This is a genomic window from Zobellella endophytica (assembly GCF_003012775.1).
GTDB lineage: Bacteria > Pseudomonadota > Gammaproteobacteria > Enterobacterales > Aeromonadaceae > Oceanimonas > Oceanimonas endophytica.
The window spans coordinates 142,198-162,558 of record NZ_PXYG01000008.1; the positions used below are offsets into that span (position 1 = coordinate 142,198).

A 20,361-nucleotide genomic window follows, 5' to 3' on the forward strand; every position below is an offset into this window, starting at 1 on the left:
CTGTTCTCCTTGGGGGCTCAACTGACGATACCGACGTGCCAGGGGATGAATTCGTGATCGCCGAGCCCCAGCAGTTCGCTACAGGTCCGTTCCCCCGAGGCGACCCGCAATATATGCTCGAAAATCTGCTGTCCCATCTCCTCGATCCCCAGAATGCCGTCAATCACCTGGCCGCAGTTGATGTCCATGTCCTCGCTCAGGCGCCGGTACATCGGGGTGTTGGATGCCAGCTTGATGGTGGGCGCGGGCTTGGAGCCAAACATCGAGCCGCGGCCGGTGGTGAAGCAGATCAGGTTGGCGCCGCTGGCTATCTGGCCGGTCACCGCCACCGGGTCGTAGCCCGGCGAGTCCATGAACACGAAGCCGGCCTGGTCGATCGGCTCGGCGTACTCGTAGACGGCCTGCAATGGCGTGGTGCCTCCCTTCATCGCCGAGCCGAGGGATTTCTCAACAATGTTCGCCAGGCCCCCGGCCTGGTTGCCCGGCCCCACCACGCCGTTGAACTGGGCGCTGTGGCCGCGGGTATATTCTTCCCACCAGGCCAGGCGGTCCAGCAGCTTCTGCCCGACTTCCGGCGTCACCGCGCGGCGGGTCAGCATAAATTCGACACCGTGGATTTCCGGCGTTTCCGACAGGATGGCGGTGCCGCCATGGCGCACCAGTATATCCATCGCCGCACCCAGCGCCGGGTTTGCCGAGATCCCGGAAAAGCCATCGGAACCGCCGCACTCCAGACCAATCTTGAGATGACTGGCGGAAACCTTCGTGCGTGCGACGCGGTTGGCCGCCGGCAGCATCGCCTCAATCCTGGCGATCCCCGCCGCTATCGACTCGCGGGTGCCGCCGGCGTCCTGCATCACCAGCGTCTGTACCTCGGTGCCCAGCCCCTGGGACGCCACCAGCTCGGCCACCTGGTTGCGCTCGCAGCCGAGGCCGACGATCAGCACTCCGGCCAGGTTGGGATGGCGGGCGTAGCCGGCCAGGGTGCGGCGCAGTACGTCGAAGTGGTAGCTCGGTGACGACATGCCGCAGCCGCTGGTCTGGGCGAAGGCGACGACCCCATCGACGTTGGGATAGCGGGCCAGCCGCTCCGGCGTGAAGTGGGCGGCGATATGGTTGATCACCGTCGCCGAGCAGTTGACCGACGACAGGATGCCGATGAAGTTACGGGTCGCGACCCGGCCGTCCGGGCGCACTATGCCCATAAAGGTCGCCCGTTCCGCTTCAGGCACATAATCGACGGGGCGCACGTCACGGCAGAACCCCGGGTCACGGCCGAACTCGGCGAGCTTCAGGTTGTGGGTGTGGACATGTTCGCCGGCCTCGATATCGCGTGACGCCACGCCGATCACGGTATCGTATTTTTTCACCTGTTCGCCGGCGGCGATGCCACGGGCGGCGATCTTGTGCCCGGGCGGCACCTGGGCGCGGACCCGCAGCCCCAGCTCGGGCAACGCCTGCCCGAGCGGGATCTGGTTGCGGGCGATCAGCACGTTGTCGTTGGCATGAAGCCTCAGTAGTAACGACGGGGTAGCGGACTTGTCCATAATGTTTGCTTTTTGTTAATCGGAAACTGGTTTGCAGTATGCTCCCTCCCTACATAAGGATAAAATAAAACAATGGACTCCCTTCATAACCAAACAGTAATGTAACAAGATGAGTGACATCGACCGGGTTCTTCGATCCAATCTCAAGCTGCGCCACCTGCAACTGCTCGTCGCACTTGATGAATTTCGCCATATCGGCCGGGTGGCCGAATTTATGGCGCTGACACAACCCGCCATCTCCAAGATGGTCGCCGAGATTGAGCGCATGTTCGAGCTCGAGCTGTTCAGCCGCTCGACCCGCGGCACCGAACCCACCGCTTACGGAGAAACGGTGATTCGCTTCGCCCGTTCGGTGCTGGCGGATTTCAGCCGCACCCGGGACGAAATCGAGGCGGTGGCCAGCGGTGCCGCCGGCCGGGTCAGCGTGGGCGCCATGGTGGTGGCGACGCCGGTCTGGCTGACACTGGCGGTAGAAAAGCTGAAGGCTCGCTCGTCGCTGACGACGGTGCTGATCGAGGAGGGCGACCTGAAGCGGCTGCTGCCACGGCTGCGCATGGGCGAGCTGGACCTGCTGGTCGGCCGCCTGGAACCCGGCTACGCGGCGCCGGATCTGGACACCCAGGCGCTGTACAACGAACCCATGTGCGTGGTGTCCCGTCCCGACCACCCCATCGCCGCTGAACCAAAGCCGACCTGGGCGGACCTGGCAACCTTGCCCTGGGTGGTGCCGCCGCCCTGGGCCTCCTCGCGCGTTAAGCTGAACCAGATGTTCTACCGGCACGGCCTGAACCCGCCGGTCGATCTGATAGAAACCGCTTCTTTTCTCGCCACGCTAAATTTCGTCCGCCAGCGGCCGGCCATCGGCTATCTGGCCCGGGACGTCGGCCGTCATTTCGAAAAGGAGGGTTTTCTGAAAGTCCTGGATCTCGATCTGCCGATCGAGCTGCCACCGGTCGGCATCATCACCCTGCGCGGGCGTATCCGCACCCCGGCCAGCACCCAGTTGATCCAGTGCCTGCGGCTGGCCGCGGCGGAGCGATAAGGCCCGGCAGGCAGCGCTCGGCCGCCGGGCGACGGGGTGGGGACAAGGCGGGGGACGGGAGGGCGCTGAAGGTGAAGGCCGCAGTCGCTGATGGCTAATCCTTAAAAACCAGCGGCGGCCGTCCGGCCCGGCGGCGCAGCCAGTCCACGCCCTGGCGCACCGAAGGCATCATGAAGATCCGGCGCTCCAGCCGGTACTTGCCGGGAAAGTTCAACAACACCAGGGCGATCAGTATGGTCAGCAACCCCTGCCCGGGTAATACCAGCATGGCGATGCCCAGCAGCAGAAACACCAGGCCCAGCAGGTTCTTCAGGATCAGCAGCAGCCAGCGGATCACCGGATGCTGCTCGGCCCAGGGCACCGGGTGGCGGTATTCGCCGGAAAAATAATCCACCGGGATCCGCAGCACCAGCCAGGGGATCACCAGCAGCGAGCCGATAAAGCACACCAGGCTGACAATGCCCAGTGTCCACATCAATGCCGGATTGCTGATCATTTGAACCAAATCATCCACGGGAACAACTGCTCTTTGAAGTGAAAATGAAAGCCAGGTGGTGATTATGATGGAAAACGGCCATGCCAGACAGCACCTGTTGCCGGCGGTTCTCCGGCGCGGGTGGAGGATACATAATCGGGCAGACATTCCGGCAACGGCGGGCAGTTAGCGGTGCAATTCATTGTGCAGAGACGCCAGTGCTTTCATGGAAGACGAGGCGGTGGAAGGGAAAAGGTGGTTCATGCGGCCTATACTGACAAGCATTGGCGGGGGACGTCCGCATGTCGTGAGAGGGAGAGCATGATGAGCAAGATCGCCGTGTTGTTGGCTGCATCACTGACAACTTCGCTGACTTTGACGGGATGCGAAACAACCAGACAGGACATGGGAGCCGTTATCGGGGGCGTGACTGGCGGGCTGCTCGGTTCCCAGATTGGCAGTGGCCGGGGGCGGACGCTGGCGATCCTCGGCGGCGTTGCCGCCGGTGCGCTTGTTGGCAGGGAGCTGGGACGCTACCTGGATGAACGGGAACAAAGGCAACTTGCTGAGGCGACACACAACACCGTACGCACCGGCAGTTCATCGACCTGGAGCAACCCCCAAACAGGCGCATCGGGCTCCACCCGGGTAGTGGATTCCCGATCCGCTACCGAATTCGTTCAGGTCCCCGTGCTTAAGGAGCGGGTCGAAACGGTCCCTCCGCTCGAACTCATAGGGGAAGACTATGCCGCCACCTCCCCGGTCAATGTCCGCGGAGGCCCGGGGACGGACTACAAGCGGGTGGGCAGCTTGCGTCGGGGCGAGGTGATTATGGTTCAGGGCAGGGTCAAGGGCAGCGATTGGCACATGATCTCTCAGGGCGGCGTGGCCACCGGCTTTGTTCATGGCAACTTTCTCGCGCCGGCTACATCCACACAAATGGCTGCCGGAAAGGTGGACGCACGGCCCGGGGGCGCGGTGGAAACGGCAAGCATCCAGGCCGAGAGCACCTGTCGAACAATCGAACAGGTGGTGGTCCTCTCCGACGGGACCGAGAGGACAGACACGGTGACCGCCTGCCAAACGCCTAACGGCTGGGAATATCAACAGACCTGATCGAGGGAGGACGTGTTGTGATGCGGATCCGTCCTGGTATCGGAGCGGTACTGCTTACCTACCTATTCCTAACGGGAACCCCTGCGGCCCAGGAGCGGCAATTGGGCTCCGACGGCGATGTGACTTTAAGCCTCCCTGCACAGTACCGCTGCGATACGACGGCACCGGTGACGGTCACGGCGCCCGACCCGTCGCTGTTCACCGAGGATCAGGTGCGACTGCAGCGGCTGCTCGGCCTCGCTCGGGCCGCCCTGGGTTTCGAGTGTCCCACCCTTTCGGCCATTGAAATGACCGGTGTGGTGGCCGGCAGGCGGGTGTACAACGGCGTGGCGATGAAGGCCGACGGCTGGCGACTCGTGTCCGGGCCACCCGTGGCGACATCGGCGCCCGTTCCCTCTACTGCCTCGAACTACCCACCGCAGCGGGTAAAGCGCGTGCAATATCTGCTGACCGAACTCGGCTACCGGCCAGGCCCCGTGGACGGAGCGTTTGGCTCCCACACTGTCGATGCGATCAAGCGCTACCAGGCCGACCACGGGCTGGTACAGACCGGGGTTCCCTCTGCTGAGCTCATGTCCCAACTGAAGGCTTCGTTCCAGGCCCGCACGGCAACAACACGGACAGAGACCTCGCCACCTTCGTCTCCCGAGGCGGCCAAGGCTCCGACCCTGGCCAACCCTGTCGGATCCCTGGTTGCCCCGGCTCCCGCTGGCGCCGTGCCGGTGGCAGGAGCGGGACAAGCGTATGCGACCCAAGAGATGGAAGTAGAGGCTCCGGCATCCGCGGCGACTGTTGCCGCGCAGCAGGCCGGGGTCCGGGTCGTTCGCGGCCGGCCGTTGCTGGTCAAGGGGGGGTGGAGTGGCACCATCGAGCGGGAGGGCATCGCCAGCGCCGAAGAGATTGCCACTCTTGGCCATTTTCTCGACCATATCCGCATAGGTCTCAATCCGGGCATTGCGCGCGCATCGGATAGCACGGGGCCCTCGGGGAGTTATAGCGCCGACGCTCGTGCCCTGTGCGTCGCCAATCGATTGCTATCCGGTGCGGCCCGGGATGAGATCCTGCAACCTGAAACCACCAAGGAGTTCCGTGACTGGAAGGGCACAGGTACTAATGAGTTCGAGCGCTTGCGCGCCAAACAGCACTTTAACGGGCTCTTGACCGGACTGGTGACCGCGGCGCCACGGCTGCCCATGAAGTTCATCTTCGTCGATCGTCTCATGCTGCGGGCCTTCGACTCGAACCAAGGTGGTTTCCCGTTCCTTCGGCCGATTGAGCTCGACCTGCCGCAGTCCGATTGCTTTCGCATCGGCAATGACTACCTGCCGGTGGCGGCAGACCTTCCGTCTTTGTGGCCAATGGATCCGCTGGCGGCGGAGGAGTTGATCCAGCGGATCCCGGTGGACCCGGATTTCCCCCAGGGACTTGGGGCGCTGCGCAAGGTGTTCGTCGCGGTGGAACTCACCTTATCCGGTGCTCGCGAGAGCCCGATTCACGGCAAGCTGGAGGACGAGCCTCTGGTCCCCATCAAGCTCGATGTGGAGTCTGTGGCCCTGTACGAAGATCCGGATCTCGAACGGCACCTGTATACCTTCGCCGTGGACGCGCCCGCGCCGTCCGTGCTGCTCGCCGGATTGCCCGAGAGGATTCCGATGCCCGAGGTGGCGATGCTGAACGTGGACACCGTTGCCCTGCTGCTGTTGAAGGCGAATGGCGATACGCTGAGTGCCGAAGCCTGGAACGTGCTGGCCCGTCATCACTCCCTGGCTGACTTGCGCTACTACGACAAGAACCGGATGTCGAGCCGTGGCACGGATGTTACTAAGCTAGCATCTTATGATCCGCTCTATGTGCCGTTCTTCCCGCCGGGCGTGACCCTCAGCCAAAACCAGAAGCTGACGCCCCAGCAGCTCGAATTGTTTAAGGCCTGGAGCCTGGCAAGGGCGAAGGCACTGCCGGCCCGATTCGTGTTGCAGGGGGACCTGGTGCGGGTGGACGGCGGCAACGATCCGGACCGCGCCGAGCTTCGCTTCCGTCAGTCGGATTATAGCGGTCGCAGCGTGCTGCAACCTTTGGTTTCCCGGGGTTACAGACAGGAACAGATCGCGTTGCCGGAACTCGATAAGAGCTCTGATTATCTTGCCGGGGTAAATCGGCGTCGAATACCGCTGCTGGTGTTTCCCAACTTACTCGGGAAGTACCTGCCCGACGTGACCCTGGACCAACTCACCACCATTTCCGAGGGGCAGCGTTGGAGTTGGCCGGTGGAACTGGACGTGGTCGTACGGAAGACAGAGATCGTTGAACTTGGCCAGCAGGCCGGTACCTATGGTACTGCAGCCGTCTCTGATGCTGTTGTGTTACATCTTGAGCCCAGTACGTTGCGAATCCTAGGTCGGATCCCGAATACCGAGCAAGCGGGCTCATGGAAATTGACCACCCTGCATGAACAGAAATACGACGTCGCGCCACTGGCGGTGGGAGAAAACGTGGAGTGGGATGTGCTCGGTGTGCGCTTGGGAATGACCATGGATGAAGCAGAGGTCGTTCTGCGTCAGCGTATGCAGGTGGCACGAGTCTACGACAGGATCAAGCAGGAGGCGACACTCGGCCACGGCTACGCGGTTTCCCGTGTTTTTATCGGCACTGACGACGATGAGGTCGTCGCTCTTTTCACCGCTGCGGGTAATGCGGACCAGGTTCAGGCTGTATTCCGCCGCACCCGCATGAATCGTGCGAACAGCGTGGAAAGCAACGCTCTCTATACCGATGCCGATCCGGTCTATCGGGCTCTAACAGCCAAATACGGGGTGGGCGCCGACAGATCTTCCTATTACCTCAGGTGGGGGGCTGCGGATGATCTCAGCCCCTGTACCGCGTTCCGTACCAGTGACCTCGGTACCAGCGAGAGTACGCTCCGCGCGGGCACAGCTAGCCACATGGACCGTTTGCTGCTGGCGCAGATCGATTTCGGCTTGTCGAGCAAGGTACAGGTCACGGGGGGTGGTACGGATAAGCATCGTCCGGCAGATGATTGGTCAGCCTGTGGACCGGTGGTGGTCGCGCATGCCTGGGGCGAGCCCATGCGCCTGTGGCTGTTCGATCACGCGGTCGCTGCGCAGTCAGCCGAACGGGATTACCAGACCTACGTCGAAGACCGCACGGAACAGGCCGCAAAGGTGGAAGCCGGTCTTGACCTCTGAACCCGCTGCTAACAAATCCTCAAAAGGAGTGCAGATACAATGCTGCGGTTGGCTCTCATGATACTCACGTTGCTCGCAACGGCGCTAGGTACCACCCAAAGCCAGGTCGGCTCCCTGGACGGTATCACCGAGCCGCTGTCGCGGATCAAGGTGGACGTGGGTCCATGGAACTGCGTCCTGGTCGCCCGCCTGCGCGATGACGCCAGCGTACAGGGCACGGTAAGCCGGTATGAGTTCGAGGTGATGAACGGCTACGCCGCCGCGCTGAATCACTTCACTTGGCGCCTGGAGCAGGTGCAAGCGTTGCGTGACCAGATTCGCGGCACTGAAGCGCGAAAAGTGGACCTCTAGAAACGGTGGTGCGGAAAGAGGAGGAAGGGGGATGCAGCGACAAAAGGGACGATTCCTGGGAGCCGTGGCCGTCGCCTGCGGGACGGTGTGGACTGCCCCGGCAGCCGCGACCGAATCCATGGACGGGATCACAATTATCGAGTTCGCTGGGGGGCAGGATGCGTTGCCGGGGGGTGATCACATCGTCACGTTCGTCTCTTCCCGCGGCAGTTATGCCGCGGTTGCCGGCAGAGGGCGTGGCTGCCTGGCTACCGCTGTGCCCGGAAGCTACACGGGCCGGTCGATTACGTTCGGTGTCGATGCACCGTTGGACGCACGCCGTCATGGCCTCGATACGTTGTGCCCACGGTTCGCTCTGACTCTGGAGAGTGACGGTGTGAGGGTCGAAGCCGAGCCGCGCTACAGCCGGCGTCACCGTGTTCTCGCGCGGGTGCCGTTGGTGTCAGTGGATTTCGGCGCGCCCCATTTCCGGCGTCATGACGTCAAAGGCGTCCGGCTGGGTCCGCTGCTGAGTCGCGAAGATCTCGGACCGCTGCGACCCGCCAGCCACCCGAATGCGTATGTCTATCGGAACTTTCGCCGTGACGTTGGTGTGGAAGCCGGGAAGCGCCGCAATGTTCAGGGTCGTGCGGCACCGGCAGAGATTACCGGCTGGCCTTGGGACGTACTCTACTCGGCCCATTATTATCGCGAGTACGAGGCGACGGTTCCGCTGGAAGGCCTGCAGGACGCGTTGTTCGAGCAGTATGGTCCACCGAGTGCGGAAGCTGCCGACGGCATGCAGTGGTACTGGTTCTACGATCTCGAGGGGATGCTCACCAAGCCAGAGGGTGGGGCGGGTCCTTGTGCCGAAACTCTCGGATATTGGTTACACCAGGATGCAAACGGCCGCGTCACCAGCTTGTCGACGCCCGCCAACAAGCACGATCTCGGCGCCTGGGGCTGCAGCCTGTTAATGGACATCAACGCGCGCTCGAGTTCCGGCGGTGTAACCCACTACTCCCTCTCCATGGTCAGTGGCTATACGATGGCCATTAGTCACTTCTTTCAACGCATCGAGGAGGCTATGGCCGTCAAGGAGCGCATTGATGCATTGCATAACACCCTGCCGGTCGTGGACTGAGCATGTGTTACCCCTGCAACTCTCGCCAGCAGGAAAACACCGCCGTTTGCCAGATGTGCGCCTTGCTGGTGGAGCGCAGGCGGCCCGCCTGCCTTCACCCACCTCGGTGCCACCCTCATGCGGGCAGGGCGTCCGCGCCCCAGGAGTCGTCACTGCCTAAGTTTTAAAACGGATCGGTGCTCCAGGAAATCCGGGCGACCGTCCTCCGGAGGCCGGCTCACCGCGCAGCCGATGCGGGAAACAGCTGCTTCGGTATCCACCACAGAAAGGCGACCATGCCCAGCAGCTCGATCAGGGACTGGAACACGATGGCGACCACCGCCAGCTCCTGGCCGGGGGGCAGGGCCAGGGCCAGCGGCAGCACCACGAAGGAGTTGCGGGTGCCCAGGCTGAAGGCGAGGGTCCGGCCCTGGGCGACGGGCAGCCGGAAGGCACCGGCCAGGGCGCGGGCCAGCCCGGCCGCCAGCAGCAGAAAGGTGATATAGATGCCCGCCAGCGGCGGCAACAGGCCGAGCGAGGCGCTCACCAGCTGCACCTGGCCGGCGGCGATCACCAGCAGCACCAGGGCCAGCAGGGGAACGGGGCACCAGGCCAGCCGGTCGATAAGGCGCTGGCGGGGCGAGGCCCCGGCCACCCACCGTTCGGTGATAAAGGCGGCCAGCAGCGGCAGCAAAATCAGGCCGCCGAAGGCCAGCAGCATCTCCTGCCGGGCGGCGGCGGTGGCCACCGGCTCGCCCAGCAGCAGCCAGAGGTAGGGCGGCAGCAGGGCCAGTTGCAGCAGCAGGCTCACCGGCGAAAAGGCTAGCGCCCGGCGGGCATCGCCGCCGCCCAGCTGGCTGAAGGTGATAAACCAGTCGGTGCAGGGCACCAGCAGCACCAGCAAAATGCCCAGCCGCAGCGCCGGCTCGTCCGGCAGCAGCGGCAGCCCCGCCCACAAGATGAGCGGCAGCAGCACAAAGTTGCCCAGCACGGCGGCGCCGATAAAGCGGCGGTCGGCCAGGGCGCGGCGCAGCTCCACCAGCGGCACTTGGGTAAAAGTGCTGTACAGCAGCAAGGCCAGCAGCGGCCACAGCGCCCGCTCGCCCAGGGTGGCCGCCGTGGGCAGCAACTGGCCGGCCAGCAGGCCGGTGGCGATGGCCGCCAGATAGGCCAGCAGCTGGTATTTTTCGAGGGTGTCGCGGCGCGGCAAAAACATCTCCTGGTTAGTGTCGGGCTGAATATCGGGTGGCGCGGGCCGTGATGGCGTCGTGTATCGGGGCGGGATTCACCGTTGTGGTCCTGTATGGGGCTGGGCGTGGTCCTGGCTCAGGTATTCGGTGAAAAGCGGGGCCGCGGCACGGCGGCGAGCGACAGTTTCTTGGTCTGGTACATGGCGTTGTCCGCATGGTCCATCAGCTCCAGCTCCGAGTCGCCATGGTCCGGATAGATGGCCATGCCGATGCTGGGCCTGATATGCAGCACCGCCTCGGCCAGCTCGTAGCGGGCCGCCAGGGCCTGTTCAATCTTGCGGGCCACCGGCTCCGCCTCTTCGGGCTGCTGAATGTTTTCCAGCAGCACCACGAATTCATCGCCGCCCAGGCGGGCCACGGTATCCGACTCCCGCACGCAGCCGGTGAGGCGGCGCGCCACTTCCTGCAGCAGCCGGTCGCCGGCCAGATGGCCATGGGTGTCGTTCACCTGCTTGAACTTGTCGAGATCCAGGTACAGCAGCGCCAGACGGCGTTGCTCCCGGTGCGCCTTTTTCAGCGCCGTTTGCAGGCGATCGAGAAAGAGCGTGCGGTTGGGCAGGTCGGTCAGCGGGTCGTACCGGGCCATGCGCTCCAGCCGGAGCAGGATGTTTTTGCGCTCCATCGCCGTGGCCACCTGCACCGCCACAAACTGGAGCAGCTCCCTGTCCTGCTCGCTGAAGCGGGCATGTCCGGCCGGCCCCAGCACCAGCAGCGCCCCCAGCACCTCGTTGTTCGACTTGATGGGGGCGGCGAGCCAGTGGGCGATGTCCGGGCCGACGGGCACCTGAAACTGGGAGCGGAGCTCGTCGGCGCTCAGCAGCAGGCTCTGGCCGCGCTCTATCACCCGTTCTTTGAGCACCCGGCTGATCAGGGCGGTCACATCGGGTGCCGCGCCGTCGGGATGGGCCCGGTAGGGAAAGTCCAGCTGCCGGGTGTCGGCGTGGTAAAGGGCGACGGCAAAGTTGCTGGCACAGAGCAGGTCGTCCACCACCTGGTGGATGCGCCGGAACAGCCCGTCCAGATCGCCCAGGATGTTGGCCGCGTCGGCAATGGCGTAGATGGCCGCCTGCCGCGACTCGGCGCGCTTTCGTTCGGTGATGTCCCGGGCCACGGCCACCCGGATCCGATCCGACTCCGACCAGCGGGCGGACCACATGATGTGGACTGTGCTGCCGTCCTTGCGCAGGTAGCGGTTCTCGAAATGGGGCTTGGGCTGGCCGGCCATGATGTCGTCCACGGCGTTCAGGGTCCTTTCCCTGTCGCCGGGATGGATGAAGTCGAGCATGTTCCTGCCGATCATTTCATCGGGCCGGTAACCGAAGATCTGTTCTCCGGCGGCGCTCACGTAGAGAAAGTGGCCCCGGGCGTCCACCACACAGATGGCATCCACCAGCAGGTCGGTGAAGTTGTTCAGGGAAATATGGGGCATGGTGTTCATCGGGGCCGCGTCACATCCGGCCGGAGGGGCCTCGGCAGCCCCGCCTGTCTGCCCGGCGGGAAGAGAGCGTTCATCCATGGGTTACGTCCTTTGGTGGATGTTGGCACAAGCGCGTGGCGTCCATTGCCTGGATGACGCCCGGATACCGCAGTTTGGACCGATTCGAGGCCGGGCACAAGCGGCGGCGGGGCCGGCGCGCGCTTGCCGGACAGGGGTGAGTCTCGAACGGGGCTTTCTCTCCGGTTGCCCCGTTTCGGCTCCGAGGTGTGCCGGTGCCAAGGAGCCTCATCCGGCCAGCTCAGGTAGTGGCCGGTCGCTACGCCAGTTCCGGCTTGTCCGGCAGCGCTTGCCGAACGGCGGCACCCAGGGTGTCGGGCGGCAACGGCAGGCTGCAGCTGTTCACCCGCCCTTGCAGCTCCGCCGCCCTGGCCATCAGGGCTGGTAGATCACGTAGATTTTTTCGCAGGACTCCACCGTCTCCCATTCGCCCCGGAAGCCGGCGGGGATGATGAAGTCGTCGCCGGGGGTGAGCGTCAGGCGGTTGCCGGCCTGGTCGTGCAGGATCACCCGGCCCTTCAGCAGTTTGCAGTATTCGTGCTCGGTATAGTTGATGCGCCAGCGGCCCGGCTCGCTGCCCCAGGTGCCCACGTGAAAGCGGTTGTCGGCGCTGCTGTAGTGGTTGGCCAGGGTCTGCACCGGGTGGCCGGCGACCAGGGTATCCGGGTTGGGGGCCATGGTTTCGGCCGGCACCGGGTGGCGGCCCATGACGATGACATCCTCGAGGCTTTTGGACATAACGGCTCCTTGTTAAGTGTATTGTTCGGTCGTTTAACAAAGTAAACGCAGGGCGCCGAAAAGGAAAGCGGCGGCGGCCTACCAGTGCCGGTTCGCCCGGTTCCATTTGTACAGGGCCGCGGCGAACAGGTTGTAGCCCAGGCGGCCGAGTTGCCTGACCCCGGGCAGCCCGAAGACCCTGGCCTTCCAGCGCTCCGCGGGCGAGTTGCGCCACAGGGCGAGGAAGGCGTCGAAACCGACCTGCAGTTCGCCGTGTTCGTCCACCACATGCAGCCGTTCGCGCACCCGCTCGAGATCGGCGCCCACCTCGGCCGCCAGCCGGTGGTGCCGGTGCACGTCGTTCCACTGGATGTCGCAGCGGCTCTCCTTCGTTTTCTGCCCTTCGATGCCGGCCTTGCACACCGGACAGGCCGAGTTGTAATACACCTTGAGCCTGGGTTTGTCGTTCATGCCATCACCCTCCTGCCGAGGCGGAAAAAACCGGGCGCTAATGACTGAAGTATACCGGGCCTCCCGTGCCAGCAAGGCCGTCAGATGCCCGGCGTCTCAGCCTCCGGCCTGGCGGCTTCTGCGGTATTCGTCCGGGGTTATGCCCATCAGCCGGCGGAACATGGCGATAAAGGCCGAGGCGCCGGCGTAACCCAGCTCCAGGGCGATGCTCTCCACCTTGCGGCCTTCTTCCAGCAATGGCATGGCCCGCACCACCCGCAGCCGCTGGCGCCATTCGGTGAGCGACATGCCCAGCTCTTGCTGGCTGCGGCGCAGCAGGGTGCGTTCGGTGCTGTGCACGGCCCGGGCCAGCTCCGCCAGCGGGCGGTGGTCGCCCGGCTCGGCTTCCAGCATGGCCAGCACCCGGCCGAGCAGGGGATCGTCCGAGCCGGGCAGGTAGCTGCCGGCGCAGTCGGTGGCGGCCAGCTGGTCCACCAGCACCTGCAGCAGCCGGGCGTCTTCCTCCGAATAGGGCTGGCGGGGCGGCCGTTGTCGCAACTGCTCCAGCAGGGCGCCGATAAGCGGGGTCACCGTGAGTGCGCAGGGGACGGCCGGCAGCCGCCGGCACAGCCCGGCCGATACATAGAGCGAGCAGTGACAGGCTTCCTGGCGGTTGAAGCCCTGGTGCGCCACCTCGGGCGGCAGCCAGAGCCCGTATTGGGAGGGAGCCAGGTACTGGCGATTGCCCACCCGCACTTCCATCACCCCGCTGTAGGAATAGACGAATTCGCCCCAGGGGTGGCGGTGGTGGGGGTAGCTGGCCGCCGCCGGCATGGCGGCGGCGCGAAAGTAGATGGGCGCGGGCAGTTGCTCGCTGAACGGCGGCTGGTGCAGGCGCCGCCCGGCCGGCGACGGACCCGCGCCGTGATTATTCCCGTTTGCTGCCATCTGGTTGTTACCTCTGCCCTGGATGCCCGCCTGCGGGCATGACGAGCCGTATTGCACCATCTTTCCCTGAGGCCACAGGGCCACGACCTTGTCGGGTTACCGCTATCGTCTGTCATATTTTAGCTATATCCATTGAAACCGACAGTGCCACAATAGGCGCCTGACTTTTTATACCCCGGAGCCCACCCATGGATAGCCGCAAACCGCTGGATCCCCAGGCAGTCGGCCTGATGCTCGCATTTTGCCTCTGCCTCGGCCTGCAGCAGGTGGTGATCAAGGCCACCGCCGGGGATATTTCCCCGGTGCTGCAGCTCGCCCTGCGCTCCGGCATCGCCGCCGTGCTGGTATTCCTTTATATGCGCCGGAGCAAGGAGCGGCTGGAACTGGCCGACGGCAGCTGGAAGCCGGGCCTGGTGGTGGGGATGCTGTTCACCCTGGAATACCTGTTCCTGGGGGAGGCGCTGCGCTTTACTTCCGCCTCCCACGCGGTGGTGTTCCTCTACACCTCGCCGGTGTTCACCGCCCTGGCGCTGCACTTTCTGGTGTCGTCGGAGCGGCTGTCGGCGCTGCAATGGGCGGGCATACTGCTGGCGCTGGGCGGCATCGCCCTGGCCTTTCTCGGGCCCGGGGGCGGGCAGGGCAGCCTGGCCGGCGACCTGCTGGCGTTGCTGGCCGGCGCCGCCTGGGGCGCCACCACCGTGGTGATCCGCACCTCGCGGCTGGCGCAGGCGTCGGCCAAGCAGACCCTGCTCTACCAGCTGGTGGCGGCTTTCGTGCTGCTGCTGACCTGCGCGGTGGTGCTGGATCAGCTGCACTTTTCGCCCACCCCCCGGGTCCTGGCGAGCCTGGCCTTTCAGTCGGTGGTGGTGTGCTTCGCCGCCTTCCTGATCTGGTTCTGGCTGCTGCGCCATTACCTGGCCTCGCGGGTGGTGGTGCTGTCGTTCATGACGCCGCTGTTCGGGGTGGCGCTGGGCGCCTGGCTGCTGCGGGAGCCGCTGGAACCGGAGTTTCTGGCCGGGGCCTTACTGGTGATCGCCGGGGTGGTGCTGGTCAGCGGCGAGGGTTGGCTCAAGTCGCTGCTCGCGCGCGCCACCGGCCGGGAGGCCAGGTAGAAGGAAAACAGTAGCTTTTTGTCCGGAGAGTCTTGGGGAAGCTGAGCTTGTGTTTTTGATCTCTCTAAACCTTTTTCCTCTTTGTTCTCAATTTCCTGATAACAGCTCAGGCGCCTTTAGAGCAGGAAAAGTAGTTTTTACTCTAAAGGCGTATTTATGGAAGCTGTAGTAATGTGGCTATATCTTGACTGTGGCTAAACTATATAGCACGGATACGTGATGACTATTGTCAAACTTCCGAATTAAAATATTCCCTTATTTGATCCATGTTGGCATTCTCTGAAAGAGCTAATGTCAGCAGGATTCTAGATTTTTGTGGATTATAATAACCAGAACCAATTCCTTCCTCTTTATCTGTTACAAATCCGGAGCCAGTGCGGGTACTTCTAACTACAGGTACTCCGTTTTCCATCAGCTCTTTTACCTTGGTTTTTACACTTTCAGATAAGGAACCGTTACCATTTCCTGCCAGTACAATACCTTTTGCTCCCTTGTCAACAAGCATGTCTAGCAAAGCAACATCCTGATCCTGATGGCTGTATAGAATGGCGACTTTCGGTAGTTCATCCAACTTGGATATATCAAAGGTCGGCTTTTTAACAGGGGTTGAAGGTTCAAAGTAGAACTTCGGCTTGCTGCCAATGAAAGTGCCTAAAAAGCCTTGGTCGGATGCCATAAATGTGTCTAGAGTGGTTGAGTTCGTTTTTGTTGTATAGAATGCCGAACCTATCCTGTCATTCAGCACTATCATGGTTCCTCGATCATTCGCCATATCGCTTGCTGCCAAAGATACAGCTTGCAACAGATTCATGGGGCCGTCGGCACTAATTGCTGTCGCTGGCCTCATGGCCCCAACCATGACTACAGGTTTTTCACTGTTTACTGTTAAGTCTAGGAAAAAACCTGTTTCTTCTAAGGTATCGGTCCCATGGGTCACCACAACCCCATGAGTATCATCACTTTTTAACTTTTCATTAATTTCTTTTGCTAACTTAAGGAGGGTTTTTTGATCTACATTAGAACTTCCTATGTTTGCTATTTGCTCACCAGAAATAATTGCAACATCTTTTAGCTCCGGGACAGCCTCAATTAAAATATCCACGCCCAACGAGCCGGCTTTGTAGCCGGTAGTGTCGGTGTTGCTAGTTGAGCTTCCCGCGATTGTGCCCCCAGTGGCGTATATAATTACTCCTGGCTTGGTATCCGAAGAAACAGCGATGAAGGAAGTCGTCATAAGAGCTGCAGCTATGAATGAGGGAGCGAGTGTCTTTTTCATATGATTCCATCTCTGTTGTTTATAGTAGTTACCAAAAAACATATATAGGTTACTTAACTAAAGGAGATATCATTTAAGCATATATCATGCCATGGCGTAAAATCATGAAAATCAATGGGTTGTGTTTTTTTTGTGCCCTTTATCATTGGCTTTAACTCATATTGGTGCATGAAAGGCACATTCATGAAGCAGGGGTGGATTTCCATTGCAGGGGGGATTGTGGCTGTTGTGTTAAGTTAAATGGCGAAAGATTTTATTCAAAAGAAATCAAGAAGTGTGCTTACATCGAATGCAGGGTTAACGTGTGATCATTTTTTGAACGGTACGAGCAAGCCTCAATTAGTCCAGCTGCAAGACTATCCGTTTTGATTGTGTCAAGAAAATACATAGAGGAAATCTTGGTCAATTATTATTCTGTTCTTATCCGGAAACCCTTGCTCGCTTGATTATCTCGAAATGTTTCCTGCCCCGAGTCTATAAATGACGTGCTTTCGTGCTCTGTCGGGAGTCGTGTTCATCATGACTTGTGCCATGATGTGAGGCTTGCCGGATCATCAAGGAATACTTGTTATCCGGCATGCGCATTTGCGAGCTTTGGCCGGCTGAGGTGGAAGATCTCGGTGGGCAGATTCGCCGGCCCTGCTACCTGTATCTCGCTAACCGAAACGGCAAAGGCTGTCCGTTCCGGTCATGATCCCTGCTGACTTCCAGGCCGGGGCTTCAGAGCGCTTCGGCCACTTCCTGCGCCTGCAGGCGCACGCTTTGCAGCCCGGCACCGGACAGGTACCAGAGCGCCGGCGACAGGTATGTCAGCTTGATGGCGTCGCCGCCTTCGGCATCCAGCGCCTGGCGCAGTTGCGCCGGGTCGAGCGCCTCGCCGCCGATGGCCGCGCTGCGGTCGACCACCAGCAGGGCGTCGGGGCCGGCCTGGGCCATCTGGGCCGGGGTCAGCGGGGTGAAGGTGCGGTTGCCGTTGGTGATGCTTTCCACCCCGGCCGGCAACGCGGGCGCCGCGAGCCCGAGCAGTTCGGCCACCACCGGCTCGGTGCGCAGCGAGTACCGGCCGTCGTTGTGGGTGACCACCATCACGCTCGGGGTGCCGTCGATCTGTGCGCGCAGGGCGGTGATGGACCGCTCCAGCTCCGCCAGCGCGGACTCGGCCGCCTCGGCGGCACCAAAGGATTCGGCCAGCGCCCGCACCTTGTGGCTGAAGCTTTCCCAGTAGCCGTCGCCGTGCAGGCTCATGTCCTGCACCGGGGCGATGGCCGCCAGCTGTTCTTTCATGTCGCCCTGGCGGCCGGTGATCAGGATAAGGGAGGGATTGGCCGCCTTCAGCGCCGTCAGATCCGGTGAACGCAGGCCGCCCGCATCCGCATAGTCGCCGGCGCCGTATTGCTCCAGGTAACCGGGCAGCGCCTGCTTGGGCACCGCCACCACCCGGGCGCCCAGGCCGAGGGCGTCCAGGGTATCCAGGCTGCCGTGGTCGAAGCTTGCCACCCGGGCCGGCTCTCCGGCGGCCATCGCCAGTTGGCTGGCCAGCAACAGGCCGGCGGCGGACAAGGTTTTTGTCAGATTCATTCGATTCTCCTTCGTGTGATGTCCATGAAATGAGGTGCCCGGCGAGCGGAATAACACCGAATAGTATCAATAACGATTCTCATTATCTCATGGTTCGCCCGCGCCGGCTGCAGCCCGATCCGGTACGCTTCGTTGCAAAAACAGGAACAGTGGCTGCCAGCCCGTTGCGCTGATCCGTTACCAGAAAGATGGCCCGACGACGAGCGGGTGAAGGAAAGCCGGCGGGTCGATCTGCTGCGGCTCGGCCGCTGACCGGGCCAGACGGCAAAAAGCCCGGCACCTTGCGGTGCCGGGCTCGGTCTGGTTTGTCAGCAGTCTCAAGCCCGCGGTATCACTGCGGGCCGGGATGACGGGCTCGGGTTCAGCCGTTCAGGGCGGCCAGGTCCTGGTTGAGGGTGGCGCTGGGGCGCATCACCTTCTCCACCGCGGCCGGGTCGACGTGGTAGTAGCCTTCCAGCCCGGCGGGCTGGCCCTGGACCGCGTTCAGCTCTTCCAGGATCTTGGCTTCGTGCTCGCCGAGGGCCTTGGCCAGGGGGGCGAAGTGGGCGGCCAGTTCGGCGTCCTCGGTCTGGGCGGCCAGCTCCCGGGCCCAGTACAGGCCGAGGTAGAAGTGGCTGCCGCGGTTGTCCAGCTCGCCGGCGCGGCGGGACGGCGACTTGCCGTTGTCCAGCAGCAGCTCGGTGGCCTTGTCCAGGCACTTGGCCAGGATCTTGGCGCGTTCGTTGCCTTCCTTGATGCCCAGCTCTTCCAGCGACACGGCCAGGGCCAGGAATTCACCCAGGGAGTCCCAGCGCAGGTGGTTTTCTTCCATCAGCTGCTGCACGTGCTTGGGCGCGGAGCCGCCGGCACCGGTCTCGTACATGCCGCCGCCGGCCAGCATGGGCACGATGGACAGCATCTTGGCTGAGGTGCCCAGTTCCATGATCGGGAACAGGTCGGTCAGGTAGTCGCGCAGCACGTTGCCGGTGACGGAGATGGTGTCCTGGCCACGCTTCATGCGCTCCATGGAGAAGCGGATGGCTTCGTTGTAGGACATGATGTGGATGTCCAGGCCGCTCAGGTCGTGCTCCCGCAGGTAGGCTTCCACCTTCTTGCGCAGCTCGTTGTCGTGGGCGCGCTCGGCGTCCAGCCAGAACACCGCCGGGGTGGCGGAGTTGCGGGCGCGGGTCACGGCCAGCTTGACCCAGTCGCGGATGGCCGCGTCCTTGGTCTGGCAGGCGCGCCAGATGTCGCCTTTTTCCACGTCGTGCTGCATCAGCACCTGGCCGTTTTCGTCCAGCACCCGCATGGTGCCGTCTTCGGTCAGTTCGAAGGTCTTGTCGTGGGAGCCGTATTCCTCGGCCTTCATCGCCATCAGGCCCACGTTGGGCACGGTGCCCATGGTGCGCGGATCGAAGGCGCCGTTGGTCTTGCAGAAGTTGATCACTTCCTGGTAGATGCGGGCGTAGGTGCTCTCGGGCATCACCGCCTTGGTGTCTTTCTGCTTGCCGTCGCGGCCCCACATCTGGCCGGAGTTGCGGATCATCGCCGGCATGGAGGCATCGACGATGACGTCGCTCGGCACGTGCAGGTTGGTGATGCCCTTGACCGAGTCCACCATCGCCATTTCCGGGCGGTGCTCGTAGCAGTCGTGGATGGCCTGCTCGATCTCGTCCTGGGTGGACTGGGGCAGGGTCTTGATCTTCTCCAGCACGCTGTTCATGCCGTTGTTGGGGTTGACGCCCAGCTCGTCGAACAGCTCGCCGTACTTGTCGAACACGTTCCGGTAGAACACCTTGACCGCGTGGCCGAACACGATGGGGTGGGACACCTTCATCATGGTGGCCTTGACGTGCAGCGACCACATCACGCCGCTTTCCTTGCAGTCCTGCAGGGTGCCTTCAAAGAAATCACGCAGCGCCTTGCTGCTCATGAACATGCTGTCCAGCACTTCGCCCTGCTGCAGCGGCAGTTCCTTTTTCAGCTCGACCTGGCCGGCCTTGTTGACGAACTCGATGCGCACGGTCTGGGCCTTGGTGCTGGTCACGGACTGTTCGCTGGAGAAGAAGTCACCGCCGTTCATGTAGTCGGCGTGGGAGCGGGAGGCCTTGCTCCAGGCGCCCATGGAGTGGGGATACTTGCGGGCGAAGGCCTTGACCGCGGCCGGGGCGCGACGGTCGGAGTTGCCCTGGCGCAGCACCGGGTTGACCGCGCTGCCGAGGATCTTGGAATAGCTTTCACGGATGGCTTTTTCGGCGTCGGTTTTCGGCTCTTCCGGGAAATCGGGAATGTCGTAACCCTGGGCCTGCAGCTCGGCCACGCAGGCGCGCAGCTGGGGCACGGAGGCGCTGATATTGGGCAGCTTGATGATGTTGGCTTTCGGGTCTTTGGTCAGTTCACCCAGCTCGGCCAGGCCGTCAACCACCCGCTGTTGTTCGGTCAGGTGCTCGGGAAAGGCGGCCAGCACACGGGCGGCCAGGGAGATGTCGCTGAGGGTAACGTCGATACCGGCCGCGCTGGTGAAGGTACGCACTATGGGCAACAAGGAGTAGGTTGCCAGAGCGGGGGCTTCGTCGGTCAAGGTATATACAATGGTCGATGCTTTAGTTGTCATTATTTCCCTATTTCCCTGATTGATATGGTGGGGGAGTCAACGGTCCAGCATGGTACCAACTTTTGGTCGGCACTGGCGCTGGCCAAAACCGCTGGATTGAATTTCC

16 protein-coding genes are annotated in these 20,361 nt (G+C 62.6%); 6 read left to right on the forward strand and 10 right to left on the reverse strand.

The window, feature by feature from the left end:
* Positions 1-17 precede the first annotated feature (17 nt).
* A complete protein-coding gene (locus C7H85_RS16190) occupies positions 18-1,547 on the reverse strand; it encodes a UxaA family hydrolase (RefSeq protein WP_106730738.1) in 1,530 nt (509 codons plus the stop codon).
* Positions 1,548-1,656: 109 nt separating this feature from the next.
* On the opposite strand from C7H85_RS16190, the gene C7H85_RS16195 reads away from it, so the two are divergent.
* Positions 1,657-2,589, forward strand: coding sequence for a LysR family transcriptional regulator (locus C7H85_RS16195; protein WP_106730739.1), 933 nt, complete (start codon positions 1,657-1,659; stop codon positions 2,587-2,589).
* 94 nt (positions 2,590-2,683) lie between these two features.
* On the opposite strand, the gene C7H85_RS16200 is transcribed toward C7H85_RS16195, so the two are convergent.
* Entirely contained in the window at positions 2,684-3,103 is a 420-nt protein-coding gene (locus C7H85_RS16200) for a PGPGW domain-containing protein (RefSeq protein WP_106730740.1), read from the reverse strand.
* 285 nt (positions 3,104-3,388) lie between these two features.
* On the opposite strand from C7H85_RS16200, the gene C7H85_RS16205 reads away from it, so the two are divergent.
* From C7H85_RS16205 to C7H85_RS16220, 4 genes are all read left to right on the forward strand, one after another.
* Positions 3,389-4,180, forward strand: coding sequence for an SH3 domain-containing protein (locus tag C7H85_RS16205; RefSeq protein ID WP_158260111.1), 792 nt, complete (start codon positions 3,389-3,391; stop codon positions 4,178-4,180).
* Positions 4,181-4,281: 101 nt separating this feature from the next.
* Entirely contained in the window at positions 4,282-7,383 is a 3,102-nt protein-coding gene (locus C7H85_RS16210; RefSeq protein WP_158260112.1) for a peptidoglycan-binding domain-containing protein, read from the forward strand.
* A gap of 39 nt (positions 7,384-7,422) precedes the next feature.
* Entirely contained in the window at positions 7,423-7,734 is a 312-nt protein-coding gene (locus C7H85_RS16215) for a hypothetical protein (RefSeq protein ID WP_106730743.1), read from the forward strand.
* A gap of 31 nt (positions 7,735-7,765) precedes the next feature.
* On the forward strand, positions 7,766-8,857 hold the full coding sequence (locus tag C7H85_RS16220) for a hypothetical protein (RefSeq protein WP_106730744.1): 1,092 nt from the start codon (positions 7,766-7,768) through the stop codon (positions 8,855-8,857).
* Between the two features lie 217 nt (positions 8,858-9,074).
* On the opposite strand, the gene C7H85_RS16225 is transcribed toward C7H85_RS16220, so the two are convergent.
* From C7H85_RS16225 to C7H85_RS16245, 5 genes are all read right to left on the reverse strand, one after another.
* Complete coding sequence (locus tag C7H85_RS16225) at positions 9,075-10,046, reverse strand: arsenic resistance protein (protein ID WP_245879694.1); 972 nt, start codon at positions 10,044-10,046, stop codon at positions 9,075-9,077.
* Positions 10,047-10,162: 116 nt separating this feature from the next.
* Positions 10,163-11,515 (reverse strand): diguanylate cyclase domain-containing protein, encoded by a 1,353-nt coding sequence (locus tag C7H85_RS16230; protein WP_245879695.1) that lies wholly within the window; start codon positions 11,513-11,515, stop codon positions 10,163-10,165.
* 441 nt (positions 11,516-11,956) lie between these two features.
* Positions 11,957-12,319 (reverse strand): cupin domain-containing protein, encoded by a 363-nt coding sequence (locus tag C7H85_RS16235; RefSeq protein ID WP_106730747.1) that lies wholly within the window; start codon positions 12,317-12,319, stop codon positions 11,957-11,959.
* Between the two features lie 78 nt (positions 12,320-12,397).
* Positions 12,398-12,769 (reverse strand): thiol-disulfide oxidoreductase DCC family protein, encoded by a 372-nt coding sequence (locus tag C7H85_RS16240; protein ID WP_106730748.1) that lies wholly within the window; start codon positions 12,767-12,769, stop codon positions 12,398-12,400.
* 96 nt (positions 12,770-12,865) lie between these two features.
* Positions 12,866-13,696, reverse strand: coding sequence for an AraC family transcriptional regulator (locus tag C7H85_RS16245; protein WP_106730749.1), 831 nt, complete (start codon positions 13,694-13,696; stop codon positions 12,866-12,868).
* Positions 13,697-13,884: 188 nt separating this feature from the next.
* Between C7H85_RS16245 and C7H85_RS16250 the strand changes: the two genes are divergently transcribed.
* Complete coding sequence (locus tag C7H85_RS16250; protein ID WP_106730750.1) at positions 13,885-14,808, forward strand: DMT family transporter; 924 nt, start codon at positions 13,885-13,887, stop codon at positions 14,806-14,808.
* A 229-nt stretch (positions 14,809-15,037) separates the two neighbouring features.
* Here C7H85_RS16250 and C7H85_RS16255 read toward each other — a convergent pair whose 3' ends face one another.
* From C7H85_RS16255 to C7H85_RS16265, 3 genes are all read right to left on the reverse strand, one after another.
* Complete coding sequence (locus tag C7H85_RS16255; protein WP_106730751.1) at positions 15,038-16,084, reverse strand: type II asparaginase; 1,047 nt, start codon at positions 16,082-16,084, stop codon at positions 15,038-15,040.
* Positions 16,085-16,804: 720 nt separating this feature from the next.
* Positions 16,805-17,662, reverse strand: a complete 858-nt coding sequence (locus tag C7H85_RS16260) for an ABC transporter substrate-binding protein (RefSeq protein WP_106730752.1) — start codon at positions 17,660-17,662, stop codon at positions 16,805-16,807.
* A 361-nt stretch (positions 17,663-18,023) separates the two neighbouring features.
* Positions 18,024-20,255: an NADP-dependent isocitrate dehydrogenase gene (locus C7H85_RS16265; protein WP_106730753.1), complete on the reverse strand. Its 2,232-nt coding sequence runs from the start codon at positions 20,253-20,255 to the stop codon at positions 18,024-18,026.
* Between the last annotated feature and the right edge of the window lie 106 nt (positions 20,256-20,361).

Excerpts from the sequence above, each read along its gene's own strand:
- C7H85_RS16190 (WP_106730738.1), bottom strand. The coding sequence starts at position 1,547 with ATGGACAAGTCCGCTACCCCGTCGTTACTACTGAGGCTTCATGCCAAC.
- C7H85_RS16195 (WP_106730739.1), top strand. The coding sequence starts at position 1,657 with ATGAGTGACATCGACCGGGTTCTTCGATCCAATCTCAAGCTGCGCCAC.
- C7H85_RS16205 (WP_158260111.1), top strand. The coding sequence starts at position 3,389 with ATGAGCAAGATCGCCGTGTTGTTGGCTGCATCACTGACAACTTCGCTG.
- C7H85_RS16215 (WP_106730743.1), top strand. The coding sequence starts at position 7,423 with ATGCTGCGGTTGGCTCTCATGATACTCACGTTGCTCGCAACGGCGCTA.
- C7H85_RS16220 (WP_106730744.1), top strand. The coding sequence starts at position 7,766 with ATGCAGCGACAAAAGGGACGATTCCTGGGAGCCGTGGCCGTCGCCTGC.
- C7H85_RS16230 (WP_245879695.1), bottom strand. The coding sequence starts at position 11,515 with ATGCCCCATATTTCCCTGAACAACTTCACCGACCTGCTGGTGGATGCC.
- C7H85_RS16235 (WP_106730747.1), bottom strand. The coding sequence starts at position 12,319 with ATGTCCAAAAGCCTCGAGGATGTCATCGTCATGGGCCGCCACCCGGTG.
- C7H85_RS16240 (WP_106730748.1), bottom strand. The coding sequence starts at position 12,769 with ATGAACGACAAACCCAGGCTCAAGGTGTATTACAACTCGGCCTGTCCG.
- C7H85_RS16245 (WP_106730749.1), bottom strand. The coding sequence starts at position 13,696 with ATGGCAGCAAACGGGAATAATCACGGCGCGGGTCCGTCGCCGGCCGGG.
- C7H85_RS16250 (WP_106730750.1), top strand. The coding sequence starts at position 13,885 with ATGGATAGCCGCAAACCGCTGGATCCCCAGGCAGTCGGCCTGATGCTC.
- C7H85_RS16255 (WP_106730751.1), bottom strand. The coding sequence starts at position 16,084 with ATGAAAAAGACACTCGCTCCCTCATTCATAGCTGCAGCTCTTATGACG.
- C7H85_RS16260 (WP_106730752.1), bottom strand. The coding sequence starts at position 17,662 with ATGAATCTGACAAAAACCTTGTCCGCCGCCGGCCTGTTGCTGGCCAGC.
- C7H85_RS16265 (WP_106730753.1), bottom strand. The coding sequence starts at position 20,255 with ATGACAACTAAAGCATCGACCATTGTATATACCTTGACCGACGAAGCC.